15 protein-coding genes, 1 tRNA gene and 3 rRNA genes are annotated in these 20,809 nt (G+C 48.7%); 17 read left to right on the top strand and 2 right to left on the bottom strand.

The window, feature by feature from the left end; translation table 11 throughout:
- Positions 1-136: 136 nt before the first annotated feature.
- From hypA to hypE, 7 genes are all read left to right on the top strand, one after another.
- Positions 137-478 carry a hydrogenase maturation nickel metallochaperone HypA gene (gene hypA, locus NIA71_RS08545; RefSeq protein ID WP_148399063.1) on the top strand — a complete coding sequence of 114 codons (342 nt, stop codon included), beginning with the start codon at positions 137-139 and terminating at the stop codon, positions 476-478.
- A 23-nt stretch (positions 479-501) separates the two neighbouring features.
- Positions 502-1,221 (top strand): hydrogenase nickel incorporation protein HypB, encoded by a 720-nt coding sequence (gene hypB / locus NIA71_RS08540; protein WP_148399061.1) that lies wholly within the window; start codon positions 502-504, stop codon positions 1,219-1,221.
- Positions 1,208-3,394, top strand: coding sequence for a carbamoyltransferase HypF (gene hypF, locus NIA71_RS08535; protein ID WP_253020198.1), 2,187 nt, complete (start codon positions 1,208-1,210; stop codon positions 3,392-3,394). Before hypB ends, hypF begins: the two co-directional genes overlap by 14 nt.
- Complete coding sequence (locus NIA71_RS08530; RefSeq protein ID WP_148399057.1) at positions 3,381-3,863, top strand: YbaK/EbsC family protein; 483 nt, start codon at positions 3,381-3,383, stop codon at positions 3,861-3,863. The genes hypF and NIA71_RS08530 overlap by 14 nt, the downstream gene beginning before the upstream one ends.
- The gene (locus tag NIA71_RS08525) at positions 3,863-4,078 is read left to right on the top strand and encodes a HypC/HybG/HupF family hydrogenase formation chaperone (protein WP_148399055.1); all 216 of its coding nucleotides are present in this window, start codon (positions 3,863-3,865) and stop codon (positions 4,076-4,078) included. Before NIA71_RS08530 ends, NIA71_RS08525 begins: the two co-directional genes overlap by 1 nt.
- Positions 4,078-5,112 (top strand): hydrogenase formation protein HypD, encoded by a 1,035-nt coding sequence (gene hypD, locus NIA71_RS08520; protein ID WP_148399053.1) that lies wholly within the window; start codon positions 4,078-4,080, stop codon positions 5,110-5,112. The genes NIA71_RS08525 and hypD overlap by 1 nt, the downstream gene beginning before the upstream one ends.
- A 347-nt stretch (positions 5,113-5,459) precedes the next feature.
- Positions 5,460-6,440, top strand: a complete 981-nt coding sequence (gene hypE, locus NIA71_RS08515) for a hydrogenase expression/formation protein HypE (protein WP_148399051.1) — start codon at positions 5,460-5,462, stop codon at positions 6,438-6,440.
- 271 nt (positions 6,441-6,711) lie between these two features.
- Here the strand turns inward: hypE and NIA71_RS08510 are convergent, their stop codons facing one another.
- Positions 6,712-7,851 (bottom strand): MFS transporter, encoded by a 1,140-nt coding sequence (locus tag NIA71_RS08510; protein WP_253020197.1) that lies wholly within the window; start codon positions 7,849-7,851, stop codon positions 6,712-6,714.
- A gap of 149 nt (positions 7,852-8,000) precedes the next feature.
- Here NIA71_RS08510 and NIA71_RS08505 point away from each other — a divergent pair, with 149 nt between their 5' ends.
- The gene (locus tag NIA71_RS08505) at positions 8,001-8,615 is read left to right on the top strand and encodes a Crp/Fnr family transcriptional regulator (protein WP_253020196.1); all 615 of its coding nucleotides are present in this window, start codon (positions 8,001-8,003) and stop codon (positions 8,613-8,615) included.
- A gap of 68 nt (positions 8,616-8,683) precedes the next feature.
- Here NIA71_RS08505 and NIA71_RS08500 read toward each other — a convergent pair whose 3' ends face one another.
- Positions 8,684-9,334, bottom strand: coding sequence for a GntR family transcriptional regulator (locus NIA71_RS08500; protein ID WP_253020195.1), 651 nt, complete (start codon positions 9,332-9,334; stop codon positions 8,684-8,686).
- 133 nt (positions 9,335-9,467) lie between these two features.
- Here NIA71_RS08500 and NIA71_RS08495 point away from each other — a divergent pair, with 133 nt between their 5' ends.
- From NIA71_RS08495 to NIA71_RS08455, 9 genes are all read left to right on the top strand, one after another.
- Positions 9,468-10,238, top strand: a complete 771-nt coding sequence (locus tag NIA71_RS08495; RefSeq protein WP_253020194.1) for a dimethylarginine dimethylaminohydrolase family protein — start codon at positions 9,468-9,470, stop codon at positions 10,236-10,238.
- A gap of 47 nt (positions 10,239-10,285) precedes the next feature.
- Entirely contained in the window at positions 10,286-11,731 is a 1,446-nt protein-coding gene (locus tag NIA71_RS08490; RefSeq protein WP_253020193.1) for a basic amino acid/polyamine antiporter, read from the top strand.
- A 434-nt stretch (positions 11,732-12,165) separates the two neighbouring features.
- Positions 12,166-13,569, top strand: coding sequence for an MFS transporter (locus NIA71_RS08485; protein ID WP_253020192.1), 1,404 nt, complete (start codon positions 12,166-12,168; stop codon positions 13,567-13,569).
- A 572-nt stretch (positions 13,570-14,141) separates the two neighbouring features.
- Positions 14,142-15,658, top strand: a 16S ribosomal RNA gene (locus tag NIA71_RS08480).
- A gap of 37 nt (positions 15,659-15,695) precedes the next feature.
- Positions 15,696-15,772: transfer RNA gene (locus tag NIA71_RS08475), tRNA-Ile, on the top strand.
- 283 nt (positions 15,773-16,055) lie between these two features.
- Positions 16,056-18,949, top strand: a 23S ribosomal RNA gene (locus tag NIA71_RS08470).
- Positions 18,950-19,081: 132 nt separating this feature from the next.
- A 5S ribosomal RNA gene (gene rrf / locus NIA71_RS08465) occupies positions 19,082-19,198 on the top strand.
- Together the 16S, 23S and 5S rRNA genes with 1 tRNA gene alongside form the textbook arrangement of a ribosomal RNA operon.
- 186 nt (positions 19,199-19,384) lie before the next feature.
- Positions 19,385-19,885: a GNAT family N-acetyltransferase gene (locus NIA71_RS08460; RefSeq protein WP_148397167.1), complete on the top strand. Its 501-nt coding sequence runs from the start codon at positions 19,385-19,387 to the stop codon at positions 19,883-19,885.
- A gap of 227 nt (positions 19,886-20,112) precedes the next feature.
- Entirely contained in the window at positions 20,113-20,796 is a 684-nt protein-coding gene (locus tag NIA71_RS08455) for a response regulator transcription factor (RefSeq protein ID WP_148397168.1), read from the top strand.
- The last annotated feature ends 13 nt before the right edge of the window (positions 20,797-20,809 follow it).

Here is a 20,809-nt window from a genome sequence, read left to right as displayed (position 1 = left end):
AAAAATATGGAAAAATGACCGGCAAGGATGCAGAAAGAATTTTTTCGGCCGGACCTTTCCAAAAATATAATTTGTATATCCGACCTAAAACTACTATAATAGATAAGTAAGCATTTGACTTAGAAAGGATACGAGGATGCACGAATATCCAATTACAGAGCAGATCATAAAGATCGCGGAAAAACATTGCCGGGAGGCAGAGGCGGATCGAGTGAAAAAGGTTAAGCTGGTCATAGGAGACTATTCGGGATATGTGGGCGATTCTGTTCATATGTATTTTGACCTGATCAGCGAGGGGACCCTCTGCGAAGGCGCTGATGTGGAGATTCAGCACGTCAAACCAAAACTCCAATGTCCTAAGTGCGGAGAGCAGTTTGAAAAAAAGCTGCTGTCCTTCGCATGTCCCAGATGCGGGACCGACGGTGGACCTACGGACATCGGCAAAGAATTTTATATAGAAAGCATTGAGGTAGAATAAGAAAGAAAAACAGGAGGAATCTTATGCACGACGTTAGAAAGATAGATGTTATGGAAGGCATTCTCGATGAGAATGACCAGATCGCCCAGCACGTGAAAGAACATCTCAGCGCTCACGGTGTTTTGATCGTCAACGAAATGGGCGCGCCGGGAGTGGGCAAGACGACTACCCTGAAAAACATTTTTAAACATTTAAAGGAGTACAAGCCCTATGTCATTGAAGGGGATATCGAGTCGGACCTGGACACCCAGGACCTGAAGAGCATGGGCATCGATACCCACCAGATCAATACATACGGAGCTTGCCATTTGGATGCTCCCATGATCGACCACATGGTGGATCATATGCAGTTTGATGAGAAGGGAATTCTTTTCATCGAAAACATCGGCAACCTGGTGTGTCCGGCTGAGTTTACCATCGGCGAACACGTGATGATGCTCATTTCCACCGTCACCGAAGGCAGCGACAAGCCGTACAAGTATCCGCTGGCCTTTGAAAAAGCCGATATCATCATTCTCAATAAAGTGGACCTGATCCCCTATCTGGATTTTGACGAGGACTTTTTCATGAAAGGCGTCAGAGCGCTCAATAAGGATGTGCCGGTGTTCAAAGTGTCGGGAAAGACAGGAGAAGGGTTCGAAGAAGTGGCAGAATGGCTGATGGAGCGGGCCGGACAGCTGGAAGCAAAAGACCATTCCCACCATCATGACCACCATCACGGACATACCCATGACCACAAATAGATCGACCCAGAGGATCAAACTGTGGGGGATTGTCCAGGGAGTGGGATTCCGCCCTTTTGTGGCCAAAACGGCCCACCGCATGGGGATGAAGGGGGAAGTACTCAATATCGGAGGTCTGGTTGAAATCGCAGTGACGGACACCTCTCAGCGGATCGATGCCTTTGTGGAGGCCATCGAAACCGAGAAGCCGGCGCCCGCTGAAATTGTTCACATCAAACGGACTTTGGAGCCCTTCCGGGAATTCGACCATTTTACCATCCTGGACAGCGACGCGGGAGATGACGAGGCGGCGATGATCCCCGCTGATTTATCCATCTGTCCCCATTGTCTGGCTGAGATGCGGGACCCGGAAAATCCCAGATACAACCATCCCTTTATCAGCTGCATGATCTGCGGACCAAGGTATACCATCATCGACCGAATCCCATATGACCGGGATAATACGACGATGATTGATTTCCCCATGTGCGATTTCTGTGAAAAGGAATATACGGATCTGCATGATCGAAGGTATCATGCACAGACCATTTCCTGCCATAGCTGCGGACCGGTATTGAGCATGCCGGTGAAGGAAGGCGCCCGGCTGATCGCCGCAGGAGAAGTGATCGCTTTTAAAAGCATGGGCGGTTATAATCTCATCTGCGATCCGCGCAGTGATGATGCGGTTTTCAAACTGCGGCAGATTAAAAAAAGAGAGCAAAAACCCTTTGCTGTAATGTTTCGTGACATAGAGCAGATCAAGGAATACTGTTATGTGTCGCCGATCGAGGAAAAACTCCTCACATCATCGGCCAGACCGATTTTGCTGCTGGAGCATAAGCCTTCCCAGTCTAAAGAGATCAATAAGAGCCGGTTCATCGGTTCTTTTCTGCCCAGCATGGGCGCCCAGCATTTGCTGCTGGATGAAATCAGCCCTTTGATCGTGACCAGCGCCAACCGCTCTGAAATGCCTATCATAAAAGATAATGAGGAAATGGCGGCTATGATGGAGAAAGAGCCGCTGATTAAAGGCGTGATTGACAACGAACGGCGGATCCAAGTACGGGTAGACGACTCTGTGGTGCGGGCGATCGACGGCCAGCCGCAGATGATCCGCAGATCCAAAGGCTATGCGCCGGTCCCCCTTTATATCAAGACAAGCTTTGGGGGAGAGGTTTTGGCAGTCGGCGGGCAGCTGAAAAATTCCTTCGCTTTGAGCAAGGGCCCGTTTGCTTACATGAGTCAATATTTCGGCGATATGGACAGCGTGGAGAATCAAAGGATTTATGAAGAAAATGTGGAGCGGATGAAAGCTTTGTTTCGTATTAAGCCGGAGCTGGTGGTGTGCGATCAGCACCCCCTTTACTATACCACCGCCTACGCAGAGAACCTGGGACTGCCGGTGCTGAGGGTACAGCATCACCACGCCCATGTGGCATCGGTCATGGCGGAGCACGACCTTTCCGGAAAAGTGATCGGTGTCAGTTTTGACGGAACCGGATACGGCACGGACGGGGCTGTCTGGGGCGGCGAATTTCTCCTCTGTGAGAATGACCGATTTGAACGGTTCGATCATCTGCGTTATGTCAAGATGCTGGGAGGCGACTCTTCCATGAAGGAAGGATGGAAATCGGCGGTCAGTTACCGGTATGCCTGGGAGAAGGGCTATGAAGAGGAATCCGAGGGGATTGCCATTGATCTTTCCCCGATTATGGAATTTGCCGAGAAACGGACCTGGCCGGGAGAAGCGCTTGCCAGGAAAGGGATTGAGGCGGGAATCAATACCATTAAAAGCTCCAGCATGGGCCGGCTTTTCGACGGAGTGTCGGCGCTGCTGGGAATCAAGGACCGCAATGATTACGAAGGCCAATGCGCCATTCTGCTGGAAGATGCGGCGGCTGATCCCGGCGCTTCCGCGGCCAACGCTCTGGCCCTGGACTTTCATAAAAAAATTGCCCGCATGATCCTGGATACCTGCTGCAGGATCAGGGAAGAAACCGGAGCGCGGCAGGTGGCGCTGACCGGCGGAGTTTTTCAGAATAAGATTTTAATGGAAGAAAGCCTGAAGCTTTTGCGCCAATCAGGATTCCTTCCGTATTACAATGTTTCCGTCAGTCCAAACGACGGAGGCATCGCTCTGGGGCAGACCTACATTGCCCTCAAGAAAAAGGAGGCGGAGTATGGCAATCGATAAAGTGAGAACCTATTTCAAAGAAGTTGGCATCGAAGATCGAATTCAGGAATTTGATGTTTCAAGCGCCACCGTGGAGCTGGCGGCCAAAGCGGCGGGGGTCATTCCGGCAAGGATATGCAAAACACTGTCCTTTCTCGACCCGGACGGCGGCTGCATCCTGATTCAGACAGCAGGCGACACGAAAGTCAATAATGGAAAATTTAAACGACAATTTGGATTCAAGGCAAAGATGCTTTCCGCGGAACAAGTGGTCCAATTTACCGGTCATGAGATAGGCGGAGTCTGCGCTTTTGCCATTGACAATGAAGATGTAAAAATATATGCGGATGTATCCATGCAGCGGTTCGATACGGTCTTTCCGGCCTGCGGCAGCTCAAACAGCGCCATCGAACTGACCTGCGACGAGCTGTTTACTTATTCGAAAGCGCAGCAGTGGATCGATGTCTGCAAAATACCGGAGGAAGAATAATGTGTATTGCAATACCAGGCAAAGTCATTGCCACTGATGGGACCACCGCTCAGGTGGATTTTCGTGGAAATATGGTCGACGTCAATGTGGGCCTTGTGGATCCCAAGCCGGGCCAGTACGTGTTGGTTCATGCGGGATGCGCCATCGAAGTTATGGAACAGGATAAGGCCAAAGAGCTGATCGATCTCTTTGCCGATCTGGAGGAATTATCATAGTGGAACTTAAAAAGGTAATCGAATATTTGAAAGCTTATGACGGACCGGAGATCAAACTGATGGAAGTCTGCGGAACCCATACGGCCAGTATTTTTAAAAACGGCATTCGCAGCCTGATTTCTCCCAAGATCAAGCTGATCTCAGGCCCGGGGTGCCCCGTCTGCGTGACGCCCACGGCATATATCGATCAGTGCATCGAGTACGCGCAAAAAGAGAATCATGTGCTGCTGACCTTCGGCGATATGATGAAGGTTCCGGGCACCGAAGGAAGTCTGTCCGATATGAAAGGAAAAGGCGCTAAGGTGGAGCTGATGTATTCTCCTTTCGAGGCATTAGAAAAAGCCCAGGCTGATCCGAGCACTACCTATGTGATCGCAGCGGTGGGTTTTGAAACGACGGCGCCCGCCTATGCTCTGATGATGCAGCAGGCTCTGGCCAAAGGGATTGAAAATCTGCGTCTTGTGACGGCTTTGAAAACCGTTATCCCCGCATTGGTCTGGATTTGCGAAAATCAAAAGGATATTGACGGCTTTATCTGCCCCGGACATGTGAGCGTGATCATCGGCAGCAAGCCTTATGAGCAGCTGGCGCAAACGTATAAAAAACCCTTTGTCGTCGCCGGGTTTGAAGCGGAGCATATTTTAGCGGTTATTTATGATCTGGTCAGACAGCTGGAGAAAAAAGAAGCTAAGGTAAAAAATCTCTATACCAACGCTGTGCGCGATGAGGGAAATTCAAAAGCTCTGGAAGTGCTGGACGCTTATTTTGAACCGGGTCCGGCTATGTGGAGGGGGCTTGGCGTTATTCCCGATTCGGGACTTTACTTGAAAGATACCTTCTATGACGGCGGAAGCAGGGGACTGGTGGCGGATATGAAGCTTCCGGAGGGCTGCAGATGCGGAGATGTGATCGTAGGCAAGATCAACCCTGATCAGTGTCCCATGTTCAAGACCCAGTGCAGTCCAACCAATCCATTCGGACCGTGCATGGTTTCTGCGGAAGGGGCCTGCGGAATCTGGTATCGGAACAAATAGAAAAAAATGGAAAATATGGTATAATTCTGGTTGCAAGTATGGTATAATCGATTCGAGCCGCGGTAACGGTGGACGGTTGCTCCTGAAAAGGAGGTGATCCTATGTATTTGACGTTTGATAACCTGATGGTTTATACAATGGTTCTTTGCACAGTGATTGCCTTAGTCGCAAAGATTAAGCGTTAGTTTTACATATAAAGTAAAACACCCGTCCAGGCTTGGAGGCAGGACGAGTGTTTTAATTGCCACTCCGAGCAACCGTTCACCGGTGGCTCCTTTTTTAAATTATAACGCTTTTTTTTTAGTTATACAAGTATATTTTTGATTAGAGTGTCTGAGGAGGATAAGATGAAAATTACGATGGCCCACGGAAGCGGAGGAAAAACATCGGCAGAGCTGATGAGCAGCGTTTTCGGAAAACATTTTAAAAACAGCGTGCTGGATAAGATGGAAGATGCGGCGGTACTTGAGATCAGCGGAAAAATCGCCTTCAGCACCGATTCCTTTGTGGTTACACCGCTGGAATTTAAAGGCGGAGATATTGGCAAGCTGTGTGTTTGCGGAACAGTCAATGATCTATTGATGATGGGGGCCCAGCCCAAATACCTGACCTGCGGTTTTATTTTAGAAGAAGGGCTGGATGTGGATACGCTGGATCGCATCGTTTCCTCCATGGCGGCTCAGGCAAAGGCGGCCGGCGTGACCATTGTCGCGGGCGATACAAAGGTGGTGGAAGGAAGCGGCGGTCTCTACATCAATACCTCCGGCATCGGGGTGATTCCTGCCGGGCGGGATGTGAGCGCCGCAAACTGCGAGCCGGGCGATCAGATTTTGCTGTCGGGAACTTTGGGCGATCACCATGCCTGCATCCTCAGTGCCAGAATGGAGATTGAGAACAACATTAAGAGCGACTGCGGCTGTCTGTCTGATATTACGGATGCTCTCTTTTCTGCTGATATCGATGTAAAGACCATGCGCGATGTGACCAGAGGCGGATTGGGTACAATCCTCAATGAAATCGCAGATACCAGCGGATGCAGGATCGAGCTTGCGGAAGAATCCATTCCAGTAAACGAAGAAGTCCGGGGCTTTGCCGATATTCTGGGGTTGGATCCGCTCTATATGGGCAACGAAGGCAAGATGGTCGCTGTCGTGCCCGCCGAGCAGGCGCAGCAGGCGCTGGAACTGATGCAAAAGACGGAGCATGGAAAAGATGCGGCGATCATCGGCCAGGTGACAGAAGGGTCGGGGACTTTTATCACGACCAGACTGGGCGCCAGCCGCGTGGTGGATGTGCTCTACGGAGAAGGCCTTCCGCGGATTTGCTAGACGGGGGTTAACCTGCTCTGGATCCGAAGGAGCGGGTCCTTCGGACCCAGATTCATAAAGGGTGAAAAGCAACATCATCGCTGGAGCTTATTTTGGCTTAAGTTTGCGATGATTTTTCATCGTGGAAAAGACTGTCAGGCACAGATCACAATGATTTGCTCCCGACCTTGACTCCCGCCCCAACCCTCCAAGAACGTAACGCTCAAGGATTCAGGGGTCACGATGATCACGATTACTGCAACAGCCTTATTTTGATCGATGGCCTATATCGTCAAAGGGATTTCCCTTTCACAGCCAGTACTCCATAAGCAAGCAGAGGCACCGCCGCCAAGGCTAAGAACATATACTGGCTGCCCAGATGTGTATAGAAAAATCCGGCCAGGATGGGCCCGCCGGCAAGTCCCAAATCCAATCCAATGTAGTAAGTACTATTGGCGGTTCCTTGATGGGAAATGCTCACCTTGCGTATGCCGTTTGCTTGGGAGACTGAAACAAGTACTCCATACCCCAGTGCCATTAGAAGCGCTGCAGCAGCCATTACTGCAAGGCCGTTCATAAAATTCACCACAACCAGAGATGCAGCGGCTGCCGGTGCACATATCAGCACAAAGCGGGAATACTTCCATCTGTCAAAAAACCTGCTGAAAACAACTCTGAAGGCAATTAAAAAAATGGCATACAGCGGGAAATATAGGCCAACGTTTATACTTAGGGCTCTGTTTGCTGCGAAGGTGGCAATAAAGGCGGATAATGCGCTGTATGGGAGGGTAACGAGCATTACAACCAGCGCAGTCGGCAGTACTTCCCGGGCAATAAACTGCTTTTTTACATGCTGTGAGGAGAGCAAATCCTGTTTTTCTGCGCCTTTACCCTGAAGAAAGATGATGACAAATGCAGTTAAGGCAAAGGCCCCAGAAACGGCAAAGGCAATGCGATATCCCCACATATCTGATACCCAGAGTGCAATTGAGGGAGCGAAGGCCATACTGACGGCCTGGACCATGCCGTATATTCCCATCCCCGAACCGATTCGCTCCGGAGGCAGACTGGCTCCTACGGATGTAGAGAGCGTGATTGAACTCACTGCAAATCCGGCACCGTTAAGCAGCCTGAACAGAATCAAACAAATCGGCACTTTACAGAAGCAGTATCCCGCATTGCTCATGATCATGGCGCCTAGCCCCAGCATAGCCAGTTTTCGTCGGTCGTAATGATCGACCGCATTACCCGCCAGCGGCCGGCAGCAAAGCGAACAGATGTTAAGGATTCCTCCTGCTATACCCATTACAACGCCGCTGCCTCCCAGTTCGCCGGCAAAACCGGCAATGATGGGATTGCCCATGGACAAGCTCAGCATATAAAAAAAGGTCGCCGCCAATAGCAGCAAAAAAGATCGGTTAAAAAGTTTCATGTATTCTCCTTTATAGTGTTACACAGATGTAGGGGTCTAAACGATTTCATTATATAATATAGTCGAAAAAGGAGGTGTTGTAATTGCAACACGCATCGGGCCAAGTTTCCATATTTGAGGGTATTTCGCCTCAAGAGAAATGCAGAATTATGCAATGTCTGAATGGGCGAGAAAAAAATTATCCTCCCGGTGCACTCATTCGCCGGCAAGTAACAGAAAGCCGAATCGCTATTGTTGCACAGGGGGCCATTGAAATAAGCGAACTGCGGCTGGACGGAATACGCAATATACTTGGCATTATAGAAAGGAACATGTTGATTCATCCGGACTTTTCATGGGTTAAAGCCAATACAGCTCAAGAGATAATGGTCCGCAGCGCCGAAAACGGCTGCAAGCTGCTGTTCTTCGATTTGGACAAAGCAACTGGCTGGTGCAGCAAATGCTGCCAGGCTCACAAGCGTTTTGCACGCAACCTGCTGATCTGCCTTGCCAATCGAAACAATTATCTTACAGAACGCATTGAATTGTTGAGTCAAAGAAAAACGCGCGATAAACTCCTTGCTTATTTTTCGATGGAATCCCGCAAACAACACACAAATGATTTGGTTCTGCCCCTGACCATGCGGGCGTTGGCCGATTACTTATGTGTGGACAGGACGGCGATGCTGAGGGAAATGAAAAAACTCCGGGAGGAAGGTCTCATTGAAGGAATGAGCGGGCATATACGGATTAAAAAAGATCCGTTTTTATCGCTGTCCGAATAAAAAACCACTGCTGCCTAGTTTTGATCGGCATCAGTGGTTTCTTTTTGTTTGCGCAAATCCATTTCTGCTCAGCTGGTGACTTCTGTGCAGGCCAGCTCCGGATTCCAATGTGTCTTCTGCAAATAATCAGAAAGACCAGCGGAATCTTTTTTTTCAAACAGGCTGAGGATGATTCGATGCTCCGCGTTGGTTGTATGCAAAATTTCTTTCCCCTTTTTATCCGTAGAAAGATCGTAAGTCTTAGATACGAATTTGTTTTTTAGCTGGGAGAGAACGCCGATGAGCACCTCATTGCCGCACTCTTCCAAATAGATGTCATGAAAGATTTCCTGCTGTTTATAATACATCTCATAGTTATCCGAATCGATGGCCAGTTCCATGCTGTCGATATAAAAGGCCATATCCTTGAGATGTTTTTCCGTTATGCGGCTGCAGGCCAGCTGGGCGGCCAGACCGTCCAGTACGCCGATTACCTGATACAACTGGCGGGCTTCACCAGGTTTCATTTCCTTAATTATAAAGCCCTTGCGGGGAACGTTTTCCAAAACTCCTTCACTGGAAAGCTGAATCAGTGCTTCCCGGACCGGTGTGCGGCTGATACTCAGCTGCTGGCATATTTCGTTTTCATTGATTTTTTTACCTGGAACCAATGCACCTTTGGAGATCTGGTCGGCAATATATTGATAAACATGATCTTTCAGAGACAGGAATTTATACATACATTTTCTCCTTCTTGCAAATAGTACTATTATAATAGCATCAAAAAAAATGAATTGCAACATTGACAGAATATAAAATATAATATATTATATATTCAACATAAAATTCTGAAAAAAGATGGAGGTATCTAGAATGTTTAAAAATGTAATCGTAAGAAGACCGTGTAAAGCGATGGTTGAAGGGATCACTTCTGCTCCGGAATTGGGAAAACCCGACTATGAACTGGCGTTAAAGCAGCATGATGACTATATTGAAGCGCTCAAGAAGTGCGGCGTGGAAGTAACGGTTCTCGAGGCGGACGAACGCTATCCGGATTCCTGCTTTGTCGAAGATCCGGCTGTAATCACAAGAAAATGCGCGATCATTACAAATCCAGGCGCAGCTTCCAGAAACGGCGAGAAGAATGAGATCATTGGTGCAGTGAAAAAATTCTTCCCCGAAGATAAAATCGAATATATCAAGGATCCGGGAACGCTGGAAGGCGGCGACGTTATGATGGTGGGAGATCATTTCTATGTCGGCCGTTCTGCAAGAACCAATGAAGAGGGTATCAAGCAGTTTATCGCGATTCTGGAAAAATATGGACTCAGCGGTTCAGAAGTTCCTCTGGAAGAAGTACTCCATCTGAAAACCGGCGTAAACTACATTGAAAACAATAATATGTTAGTTTCCGGTGAATTTATTGACAAGGAAGATTTTGCTAAATATAATAAAATTGTTATCCCTGAAGAAGAGGCGTATGCTGCCAACTGCATTTGGGTCAATGGAACGGTGATTGTTCCTGAGGGATATCCGGCAGTTGAAAAAGCAGTAAAGGACGCTGGGTACGACATTCTGCTGGTAGACACATCCGAATACAGAAAGCTGGATGGAGGTCTCAGCTGTCTTTCGCTCCGATTCTAGGATAACAAGCAATCATAACTTGTTAAAATTGAAAAGGACGTGAATTTATGGGAAATTCAAATGAAAAAGGGCTTGGCACCCTGCGGCTGACTATGTTCGGCATCGGATTGATCCTGGCCAGCGGCGCTTTTGCCATTCCAGGTGATTTCGCATCATCGGGTGCTTACCCGCTCGCCTCGCTGATCGGCTGGGGAATTGCGGGAATCGGAATGCTTTCCTTATGTATGTGTTTCTTTAGGCTGGGCATTGCAAAGCCGGAACTGACCAGCGGCTTGTATACCTATGCGAGAGAAGGATTCGGTGAATTTATCGGATTTTGTTCGGCTTGGGGATATTGGATCAGCGCCATACTGGCTCAGATTTCTTTTATCACCATGCTCTTCAGCTCATTGGGAAGTTTTTTCCCTGTATTTGGTGAAGGCAACAATGTGGCGTCAATCGTAACGGCTTCGGTGATTATCTGGTTGATTGCTCTGCTTGTATCCAGAGGAATCAATCAGGCGGTTACCATCAATGTAGTTGTGGTAATTGCCAAACTGCTGCCGATTCTGGTGCTGCTGGTGGCGATTGTTTTCGCCCGGGCTTTTGATCCTAGCGTTTTCTTTGCCAACTTTACCGGCGAAGGCGTTGGAAAGAGCCTGTTGGAGCAGGTTAAGGGAACGACATTTATTACCGTATGGATTTTCATCGGTATTGAAGGGTCTGTCGTTATTTCTGAAAGAGCTAAAAACACCAAGGTTGCAGGGCGGGCTACACTCATTTGTTTCCTGTGCATGCTGGCGCTGTATATGATGATTTCAATCCTGAGCATGGGCGTCATGCCGACAGAAGAACTGGCGGCGCTTAAGACTCCGTCTGTTGCAGGAGTACTTCAGGCTGTTGTAGGTGATTGGGGCGCTATGCTGGTTAACATAGCAGTAATCATTTCCATCGCAGGCGCGCTGTTTACTTACACCATTCTGTGTGTAGATAGTGCCTATGCTCCGGCATCCAAGGGATGTTTCCCCAAGTTTTTTGCCAGACTCAACCGGCGGGGAGCCCCGGTGACGTCGCTGCTTTTATCGACGGTGGTTATCCAGATTTTCTTGGTCATCATCTATTTCAATGCTGCCACATATCAAGTGTGCTATGCATTGTCCACCAGTATGATCATGTTCCCTTACTTTCTGTCTGGGCTGTACTGCCTGAAGATAACCATAAAGGGTGAGACGCTGACGGGCCCCATGGAAAGCGGAACGAAAGCCAGCGTTTGGATTTTTGCAGTGATCGGGGCTGTATATGGCGCATGGATGCTGTATGCCAGCGGATGGCAGTCCGTCTTGGCATCGGCAGTATTGTTTGGGCCGGGGATTTTGCTCTATCTATATACACAAAAGCAAAAGGGGGTCAAAGTACTTCCGAAAACTACCGACGCGGTTGCGGTTGTCGTTGTTCTTGCTGCTTTTGTGGCTGCGATCATTCTCATGGCCAACGGTACGATTCAGCTTTTCTAATGGGAAGGGAAAGTGCCGTAAGATGAGTCATTAAATTTGTAAAAACAGAGGGCATCGACCTAAACATTGATAAGTGTTTGGGCGATGCCTTCTTTTGTTGTTTGCTGGAACTACCGGGACCTGGGATTTGAATGAGGGGTGGAATTGGGCGGCAAGTGTCATACTTTGTTTTAAAAGCTGATGATGCTGACCGCTTACGACACAGTGCGGGTTGATTAAAGACGCGCCATAATAGGAACTATCTGATTTAGGGCAAAAACCTTTTACTTATGGCATTGTGACAGAGAGCTTCCAGGAACTTTGGATCACTTTAATGAAAAAATATCGGACTTATCGGGTTGCTGCAGCGGGTGTAGAAATATTTTCATATTTACATGTTCCAGGTTTCCTGCGTATAATAGGTTCATTGAAAGAAAAGGAGTTGACGTAAATCTATGAAAAGGAAAACTTATTGGGGCTATGGCGTTGCGACGATTGCCGATGCGGCGCCCTACAGCTTCGTGACCGTATATTCCATCGTCTTTTTTACTACAGTGGCCGGACTTTCAGCAGAAACTGCGGGAATGATTTCGGCGGTGACAATTATACTCAATGGAATCGCCGAGATGTCCTTGGGATATGTCTCCGATAACTGGAACTCCAAGTACGGCCGCCGCCGTCCTTTTTTAATCTTTGCCGTAGTACCCCTGGGGGTGGGGCTGATTGCTTTATTTACTGATTTTGGATGGGATGAAACGCTGAAGGTGGCCGTGTATATTGGCGCAGGGTTTTTGTTTTGGATTGGATTTGGCGCGTATTACACACCCTATTCCGCGCTGGGAGCGGAGATTGCACCAGGATATAATGAAAGAAGTGTTCTTCGGACCTGCGCCAGGGTATTTGGAATTATGGGCAACATATTGGGGATGGTCCTGCCGCTGGCAATGGTGGAGCTGCTGGCAGGGCTGGGCATGAGCGACCGAGGCGCCTGGTTTTCCGTTGCATTGCTGATTGCCGTCGTAGCCTGCGGTTCGATTCTGATTACCTGGAACAGCACCAGGGGAATGGAAAAGCCTCCGGTTGAAGATAAGACAAAACCAAAAGCAGGACTCGTCCAGCTTTTACGGGATTACATACAGATTCTTCGTTTAAGGCCATTTATCTTTTTGATCATTGTCATCTTTGCCTTTGTGGCGGCAAATACCTTTTATAGTTCCAACATGGTATTCTTTGCCCGCTACAAGCTGGGTCTGGGGGATCAGGTGACTTCGACCATTTTTCTGATTTCGATGATCGTCAATGCCATATGCACCCCACTTTTGGGATGGGCGGCGATTAAAATTGAAAAGAAGAACGCGTTGGCCCTGGCGCTGTTGGTGTCGGGAATTGGCGCCATCGTATTTCGTTTTCTGGATGTGAGCAGCTATCTGGGACTGATCGCATACGCCTGCGTGTTTTCCATCGCATACGCTGCCTTTTGGCAGTTGTTCAACGCAGTGCTCTACGACATCAGCGAGGTGGGCGAGTTTGTGATGGGAAAGAGAGTAGAAGGAAGTGTGATCTCTGTCTACGGAATCGCCTTTTCTTTGAGCATGTCCATTTCCAGCAAGGTTCTCGGCAGCATGCTGGAATGGGGCGGCTATAACGGGGCGCTGGCAGAGCAGTCCGCCCATGCGGTGACCACCATTGAAAATGCCTTCATGCTGGTGCCGGCTGCCGCGCTGATCCTTGCTGCCATCTTTCAGTTTTTATATCCGCTCAATAAAGGCAGGTTTGAGCTGCTGGAGAGGGCCCTTCATAATAAACGCAAGGGTCTGAGCTATGATACGACGGGGCTGGATAGGATTATTCGAAAGTAGTATTCCCTCATATAATCCCTTTGTGTAAGGGGAATTACAAAAAAGAGTAAAAAAGAAAGAGAAAAGCGGTTGACAGAGGGGAAGAAGTTTGGTAATATAGACAAGCTGTCAGGTGAGGCGGCGGAGTCAACGAGGGAGAGAAGAAACGGACCGAAAAAAAGAGGTTGACAAAGCAAAGCGCACATGGTAGTATATAAAAGTTGTCTCAGCGAGGCCGAAGGGCCGAAGCAAAGCCGAGGACGTCGAGAAAAAGCTAAAAAAAGCCCTTGACAAATTGGAAAAAATGAGATAAACTAGAAAAGCTCCGCAAAACGGAGCGGCCGCCTGAAATGAAGGGCGACAGAACCTTGAAAACTTCATAGTGTAGAAATTTAGTCAAAACGGGAATCGAGAGATTCTCAAGGAGATTAAAGAAAGAAACAATCATAAAATTGGTAAGACAATTGCGTGAGAGTTTCCGACAATTTCTAAAAAAGAAACAACAATAATTTCGAAAGAAATCGCGAAACGCGATGCGTTCGGAAGAGTAAGAACAAACTAGATTTATGTCTCGAAAGAGATTTAAATACCATTTATATGAGAGTTTGATCCTGGCTCAGGATGAACGCTGGCGGCGTGCCTAACACATGCAAGTCGAGCGAGAAGCTGATGATTGACACTTCGGTTGAGAGAATCAGTGGAAAGCGGCGGACGGGTGAGTAACGCGTAGGCAACCTGCCCTTTGCAGAGGGATAGCCTCGGGAAACCGGGATTAAAACCTCATGATGCTGTATGTCCGCATGGGCAGACGGTCAAAGATTTATCGGCAGAGGATGGGCCTGCGTCTGATTAGTTAGTTGGTGGGGTAACGGCCTACCAAGGCAACGATCAGTAGCCGACCTGAGAGGGTGATCGGCCACATTGGAACTGAGACACGGTCCAAACTCCTACGGGAGGCAGCAGTGGGGAATATTGCACAATGGGGGAAACCCTGATGCAGCAACGCCGCGTGAGCGAAGAAGGCCTTTGGGTCGTAAAGCTCTGTCCTCAGGGAAGAAACAAATGACGGTACCTGAGGAGGAAGCCCCGGCTAACTACGTGCCAGCAGCCGCGGTAATACGTAGGGGGCAAGCGTTATCCGGAATTATTGGGCGTAAAGAGTATGTAGGTGGTTTCTTAAGCGCAGGGTATAAGGCAATGGCTTAACCATTGTTCGCCCCGTGAACTGAGAGACTTGAGTGCTGGAGAGGAAAGCGGAATTCCTAGTGTAGCGGTGAAATGCGTAGATATTAGGAGGAACACCAGTGGCGAAGGCGGCTTTCTGGACAGTAACTGACACTGAGATACGAAAGCGTGGGGAGCAAACAGGATTAGATACCCTGGTAGTCCACGCCGTAAACGATGAGCACTAGGTGTCGGGCTCGCAAGAGTTCGGTGCCGGAGTTAACGCATTAAGTGCTCCGCCTGGGGAGTACGCACGCAAGTGTAAAACTCAAAGGAATTGACGGGGACCCGCACAAGCAGCGGAGCATGTGGTTTAATTCGAAGCAACGCGAAGAACCTTACCAGGGCTTGACATCCCTCCGACCGGTCCTTAATCGGACCTTTCTACGGACGGGGGAGACAGGTGGTGCATGGTTGTCGTCAGCTCGTGTCGTGAGATGTTGGGTTAAGTCCCGCAACGAGCGCAACCCTTGTCATTAGTTGCTAACAGTAAGATGAGAACTCTAATGAGACTGCCGTGGATAACACGGAGGAAGGTGGGGATGACGTCAAATCATCATGCCCCTTATGTCCTGGGCTACACACGTGCTACAATGGTCGGTACAAAGAGAAGCAAGACCGCGAGGTGGAGCAAATCTCAAAAACCGATCCCAGTTCGGATTGCAGGCTGCAACTCGCCTGCATGAAGTCGGAGTTGCTAGTAATCGCAGATCAGAATGCTGCGGTGAATGCGTTCCCGGGTCTTGTACACACCGCCCGTCACACCATGGAAGTTGGGGGCGCCCGAAGTCGGCTAGTAAATAGGCTGCCTAAGGCGAAATCAATGACTGGGGTGAAGTCGTAACAAGGTAGCCGTATCGGAAGGTGCGGCTGGATCACCTCCTTTCTAAGGAGACGAACGTTTCTGCACTATGAGTTTACATGGGCTTGTAGCTCAGGTGGTTAGAGCGCACGCCTGATAAGCGTGAGGTCGGAGGTTCGAGTCCTCCCAAGCCCACCAAGACCAATTGTCGGAACGGGCAAGAAGTTGTGGCGATTGGGAGAAGGATGTACCTTGAAAACTGAATAATGTAAAGAGTGTAAATCAAATTACAACGAAAACGAAATCGAGCTATTTACCGTACGGTAAATAGAGAAGAGAGTATTAAACTAAGAGAAGTCTTTTTGAAAAGACTGCGAAATAGGGTAATGCTGCGATTTCAACCGAGAAACCAGAAAAAGCTGATTCACAGAGTGAATTAACAGTAAAAGACCTGATCACGCTAGATCAGGCAGGCTTGATTGGTCAAGCGAAGAAGAGCATAAGGCGGATGCCTTGGCACTGGGAGCCGAAGAAGGACGTGACAAGCTGCGAAAAGCTACGGGCAGGAGCAAATATCCGACAATCCGTAGATATCCGAATGGGGGAACCCACCGCTCGTAATGGGGCGGTATCCCGTACTGAATACATAGGTGCGGAGAAGGCAACGAGGGGAACTGAAACATCTAAGTACCCTTAGGAAGAGAAAGAAACATCGATTTTCCTAGTAGCGGCGAGCGAACGGGAAAGAGCCCAAACCGAGAACTTTAGTTTTCGGGGTTGCGGACCACTCAAAGGACATGAAATTCATAGCCGAAGCTGCTGGAAAGCAGGGACGAAGAGGGTGAAATCCCCGTAGGCGAAATGGAGTTTATGCAGGAGTGGCACCAGAGTAGGACCGGACACGTGAAACCCGGTTTGAAGCAGGGGGGCCCACCCCCCAAGGCTAAATACTACCCAGTGACCGATAGCGAACAGTACCGTGAGGGAAAGGTGAAAAGAACCCCGGGAGGGGAGTGAAAGAGAACCTGAAACCTTATGCTTACAAGCAAAGGGAGCGCAAGTGACCTTGTACTTTTTGTAGAACGGGCCAACGAGTTATGGTATGTAGCGAGGTTAAGATGCTGGAGCATTGGAGCCGAAGCGAAAGCGAGTCTTAAGAGGGCGAAAGTTACATGCTGTAGACCCGAAACCGGGTGACCTATCCATGTGCAGGTTGAAGCGAGAGTAAAATCTCGTGGAGGACCGAACCCATATACGTTGAAAAGTGTTGGGATGACGTGTGGATAGCGGTGAAATTCCAATCGAACTCGGAGATAGCTGGTTCTCCTCGAAATAGCTTTAGGGCTAGCCTGGGGGAAAGATACACGGAGGTAGAGCACTGAATGTTCTAGGGGCCTTCACCGGTTACCGAAAACTATCAAACTCCGAATGCCGTGCGATCATACCCCGGAGTCAGACTACGTGAGATAAGTTTCGTGGTCGAAAGGGAAACAGCCCAGACCTACAGCTAAGGTCCCAAAATGTAAGTTAAGTGGAAAAGGATGTGGAGCTGCATAAACAGCTAGGATGTTGGCTTAGAAGCAGCCACTCATTTAAAGAGTGCGTAACAGCTCACTAGTCGAGTGGCTCTGCGCCGAAGATAAACGGGGCTAAAACTTACTACCGAAGCTTAGGATACCGCAAGGTATGGTAGAGGAGCATCGTATACAGGCAGAAGGTGATCTGGAAGGATTGCTGGACGGTATACGAGAGAGAATGTTGGCATGAGTAGCGAGAGGCAGGTGAGAATCCTGCCCGCCGAAAATCTAAGGTTTCCTGAGGAAGGTTCGTCCACTCAGGGTAAGTCGGGACCTAAGCCGAGGTCGAAAGACGTAGGCGATGGACAACTGGTAGAGATTCCAGTACCACCGAAAGTCATTTGAGCGAAGTGGGGACACAGAAGGATAAGCAGAGCGCGCCGTTGGTAGAGCGTGTGCAAGCGTCAAGGGAGTCACGGGAGGCAAATCCCCTGTGATAATTCTGAGGCGTTACGCGGAGGGAAGATTAGTACCGGAAGCTGCTGATTTCAAGCTGTCAAGAAAAGCCGCTAGCGAGACCGTAGGTGCCCGTACCGCAAACCGACACAGGTAGATGAGGAGAGAATCCTAAGGCGAGCGAGAGAACTATTGTTAAGGAACTCGGCAAAATGACCCCGTAACTTCGGGAGAAGGGGTGCCTGCGCAAGCAGGCCGCAGTGAAAAGGCCCAGGCGACTGTTTACCAAAAACACAGGTCTCTGCGAAAGCGAAAGCTGAAGTATAGGGGCTGACGCCTGCCCGGTGCTGGAAGGTTAAGGGGACTGCTTAGCTTAGGCGAAGGCATGAACTTAAGCCCCAGTAAACGGCGGCCGTAACTATAACGGTCCTAAGGTAGCGAAATTCCTTGTCAGGTAAGTTCTGACCCGCACGAAAGGCGTAACGATCTGGGCACTGTCTCAACAATAGACTCGGTGAAATTGTAGTACCGGTAAAGATGCCGGTTACCCGCAGCAGGACGGAAAGACCCCGTGGAGCTTTACTGCAGCTTGATATTGAGTTTCGGCATTGCACGTACAGGATAGGTGGGAGACTGCGAAGCTAGGGCGCCAGCTTTAGTGGAGTCACCGTTGGGATACCACCCTTGTAATGTTGGAATTCTAACCATGCGCCGTGAACCGGCGTTGGGACAGTGTCTGGCGGGCAGTTTGACTGGGGCGGTCGCCTCCTAAAGAGTAACGGAGGCGCCCAAAGGTTCCCTCAGTGCGGACGGAAATCGCACGAAGAGTGTAAAGGCAGAAGGGAGCTTGACTGCGAGACAAACAGGTCGAGCAGGGACGAAAGTCGGGCTTAGTGATCCGGTGGTACCGAGTGGAAGGGCCATCGCTCAACGGATAAAAGCTACCCCGGGGATAACAGGCTGATACCCCCCAAGAGTCCACATCGACGGGGGTGTTTGGCACCTCGATGTCGGCTCGTCTCATCCTGGGGCTGAAGTAGGTCCCAAGGGTTGGGCTGTTCGCCCATTAAAGAGGTACGCGAGCTGGGTTCAGAACGTCGTGAGACAGTTCGGTCCCTATCCGCTGTGGGCGTTGGAGATTTGAGTGGAGCTGTCCTTAGTACGAGAGGACCGGGATGGACATACCTCTGGTGCACCAGTTGTTCTGCCAAGAGCATAGCTGGGTAGCTAAGTATGGACGGGATAAGCGCTGAAAGCATCTAAGTGCGAAGCCCCCCACAAGAAAAGATCTCCTTCATGGAAATGATAAGACCCGTGGAAGACTACCACGTAGATAGGCCTCAGGTGAAAGTGCAGCAATGTATGAAGCTGAGAGGTACTAATCGGTCGAACGCTTGACCAATGGTTTCAAGGAAGAAGCGTGTAAAGGAAGAAAGACACTTGACATTATTCAGTTTTGAAGGTACAAAAGAAGCCTTCGCAAGAAAGAACGGATACCTACTTAACAAGTAAGACGCTTGGGTAGGGGATCTGATTTGGTGACGATAGCAAGGAGGTCACACCTGTTCCCATCTCGAACACAGAAGTTAAGCTCCTTAGCGCTGATGATACTTGGCGGGCGACTGCCTGGGAAAGTAGGACGTTGCCAATTTTACAAAAATAGAGACTGTTTAAACAGTCTCTATTTTTATGTAAAATTGGACAGCGAAAGAGGCAGTTTTTTCAACAACAGGACCATTTCGCCCAGATGTTGAGAAAAAAAGGTACCTTGTTTTTCATACAGGTCAAGCATTTATGGTATAATGAACAATATGAATGAAAGCACGGGGGACAAATTATGGAAGAAAGAAAAAACGGACGCAAGGAGCTGCAGATCAGACAGGCACAGCCTGAAGATGCGGCCATGGTAGTAGCGTTTATGCAGAAACTGGGGACATACCAAAAAATGAGAGATGGCGTCACTGCTACACAAGAAGGCATCCGCAGATTATTGATGGATGGGGCTGGTGAAGCGATCTTCGGCGATTTGGAAGGAAAGACGATTGCTTTCCTGTATTATTACAATAACTCTTCAGCCTTCATTGGAGAGAAAGGGCTGTATATCGATGGATTTTATGTGGACGAAGCCTATCGGGAGCATGGATTCGGCAAACAGATGATGAAATATATGGCAAACCTGGCGCTTCAAAGGGGGTGCAAGCGCCTGGAATGGGGGTGCCTGGACTGGAATGAATCAGCCTTGAACTTTTATGGCAATTTGGGAGCGAAAGGCGTGGATATCATGACGATTTACCGATTAACGCCCGATAAAATACAGGATTTAGCTGATTCGAAATAACCAGGATCAAAGAGTGAAACGGACTGACGCAAGAAGCGAAGCGATTTGCTTCATGTATCAGCCCGTTTTCTGTCTGCACGCCTTTTTGCCTATATCAATCGGGTTTCATTAAAAATTGCAGACAACATCCTCTTTAAAGAAATAGGTATTTTAAACAATTCTTAAAGAGTTTCCTGATTTTATCTTAAAGTTTGTTATGGCATAATACTATTGGAGGTTGACAAAGGATGTATAACATATTAATATGCGACGATGAAAAAGATATTGTCTCCGCTATAAAAATCTATCTTGCAAGTAATGATTACCATCTGTATGAGGCGTATGACGGTCGGGAAGCTCTGGAAGTCATTGAGCAAGAAGAGATTCATTTGATTCTTCTTGACATTATGATGCCCAAACTGGACGGTGTGCAAGTGCTGGCACAAATGCGTAAGAATTATAATATCCCTGTCATTTTTCTTACGGCAAAGAGTGAGGATACTGATAAAATATTGGGTCTTAACCTGGGTGCGGACGATTATATCACAAAACCGTTTAATCCGGTAGAATTACTGGCAAGGGTAAAGTCGCAGCTGCGGCGTTATATGGAATTGGGGTCAGGAAACAAACAGAAGCAGGTTTTGAAGGTGGGGGATATCGAGCTGGATGACATAGCTAAGGCTGCTTTTCTGATGGGAGAACCGGTGGGACTGACGCCAAAAGAATACGGAATTCTCAAGTTCCTGATGGAACATCCAAGGCAGGTATTTTCGCCCAAACAGATTTACGGGCAAGTGTGGGAAGAACAGGCCTATGGAGCAGAAGGGACCGTAGCTGTACATATTCGGCATCTTAGAGAAAAACTGGAAGTCAACCCGGAGGAGCCGAGGCATTTAAAAGTTGTTTGGGGGCAGGGATATAAAATAGAGTGAGGTGTGTATTGAA

The organism is Ihubacter massiliensis, assembly GCF_024125305.1.
GTDB classification, from domain to species: domain Bacteria; phylum Bacillota; class Clostridia; order Peptostreptococcales; family Anaerovoracaceae; genus Hominibacterium; species Hominibacterium faecale.
This window is presented reverse-complemented; position numbering and strand designations above follow the sequence as displayed.

Excerpts from the sequence above, each read along its gene's own strand:
- hypA (WP_148399063.1), top strand. The coding sequence starts at position 137 with ATGCACGAATATCCAATTACAGAGCAGATCATAAAGATCGCGGAAAAA.
- hypB (WP_148399061.1), top strand. The coding sequence starts at position 502 with ATGCACGACGTTAGAAAGATAGATGTTATGGAAGGCATTCTCGATGAG.
- hypF (WP_253020198.1), top strand. The coding sequence starts at position 1,208 with ATGACCACAAATAGATCGACCCAGAGGATCAAACTGTGGGGGATTGTC.
- NIA71_RS08530 (WP_148399057.1), top strand. The coding sequence starts at position 3,381 with ATGGCAATCGATAAAGTGAGAACCTATTTCAAAGAAGTTGGCATCGAA.
- NIA71_RS08525 (WP_148399055.1), top strand. The coding sequence starts at position 3,863 with ATGTGTATTGCAATACCAGGCAAAGTCATTGCCACTGATGGGACCACC.
- hypE (WP_148399051.1), top strand. The coding sequence starts at position 5,460 with ATGAAAATTACGATGGCCCACGGAAGCGGAGGAAAAACATCGGCAGAG.
- NIA71_RS08510 (WP_253020197.1), bottom strand. The coding sequence starts at position 7,851 with ATGAAACTTTTTAACCGATCTTTTTTGCTGCTATTGGCGGCGACCTTT.
- NIA71_RS08505 (WP_253020196.1), top strand. The coding sequence starts at position 8,001 with ATGCAATGTCTGAATGGGCGAGAAAAAAATTATCCTCCCGGTGCACTC.
- NIA71_RS08500 (WP_253020195.1), bottom strand. The coding sequence starts at position 9,334 with ATGTATAAATTCCTGTCTCTGAAAGATCATGTTTATCAATATATTGCC.
- NIA71_RS08495 (WP_253020194.1), top strand. The coding sequence starts at position 9,468 with ATGTTTAAAAATGTAATCGTAAGAAGACCGTGTAAAGCGATGGTTGAA.
- NIA71_RS08490 (WP_253020193.1), top strand. The coding sequence starts at position 10,286 with ATGGGAAATTCAAATGAAAAAGGGCTTGGCACCCTGCGGCTGACTATG.
- NIA71_RS08485 (WP_253020192.1), top strand. The coding sequence starts at position 12,166 with ATGAAAAGGAAAACTTATTGGGGCTATGGCGTTGCGACGATTGCCGAT.
- NIA71_RS08460 (WP_148397167.1), top strand. The coding sequence starts at position 19,385 with ATGGAAGAAAGAAAAAACGGACGCAAGGAGCTGCAGATCAGACAGGCA.
- NIA71_RS08455 (WP_148397168.1), top strand. The coding sequence starts at position 20,113 with ATGTATAACATATTAATATGCGACGATGAAAAAGATATTGTCTCCGCT.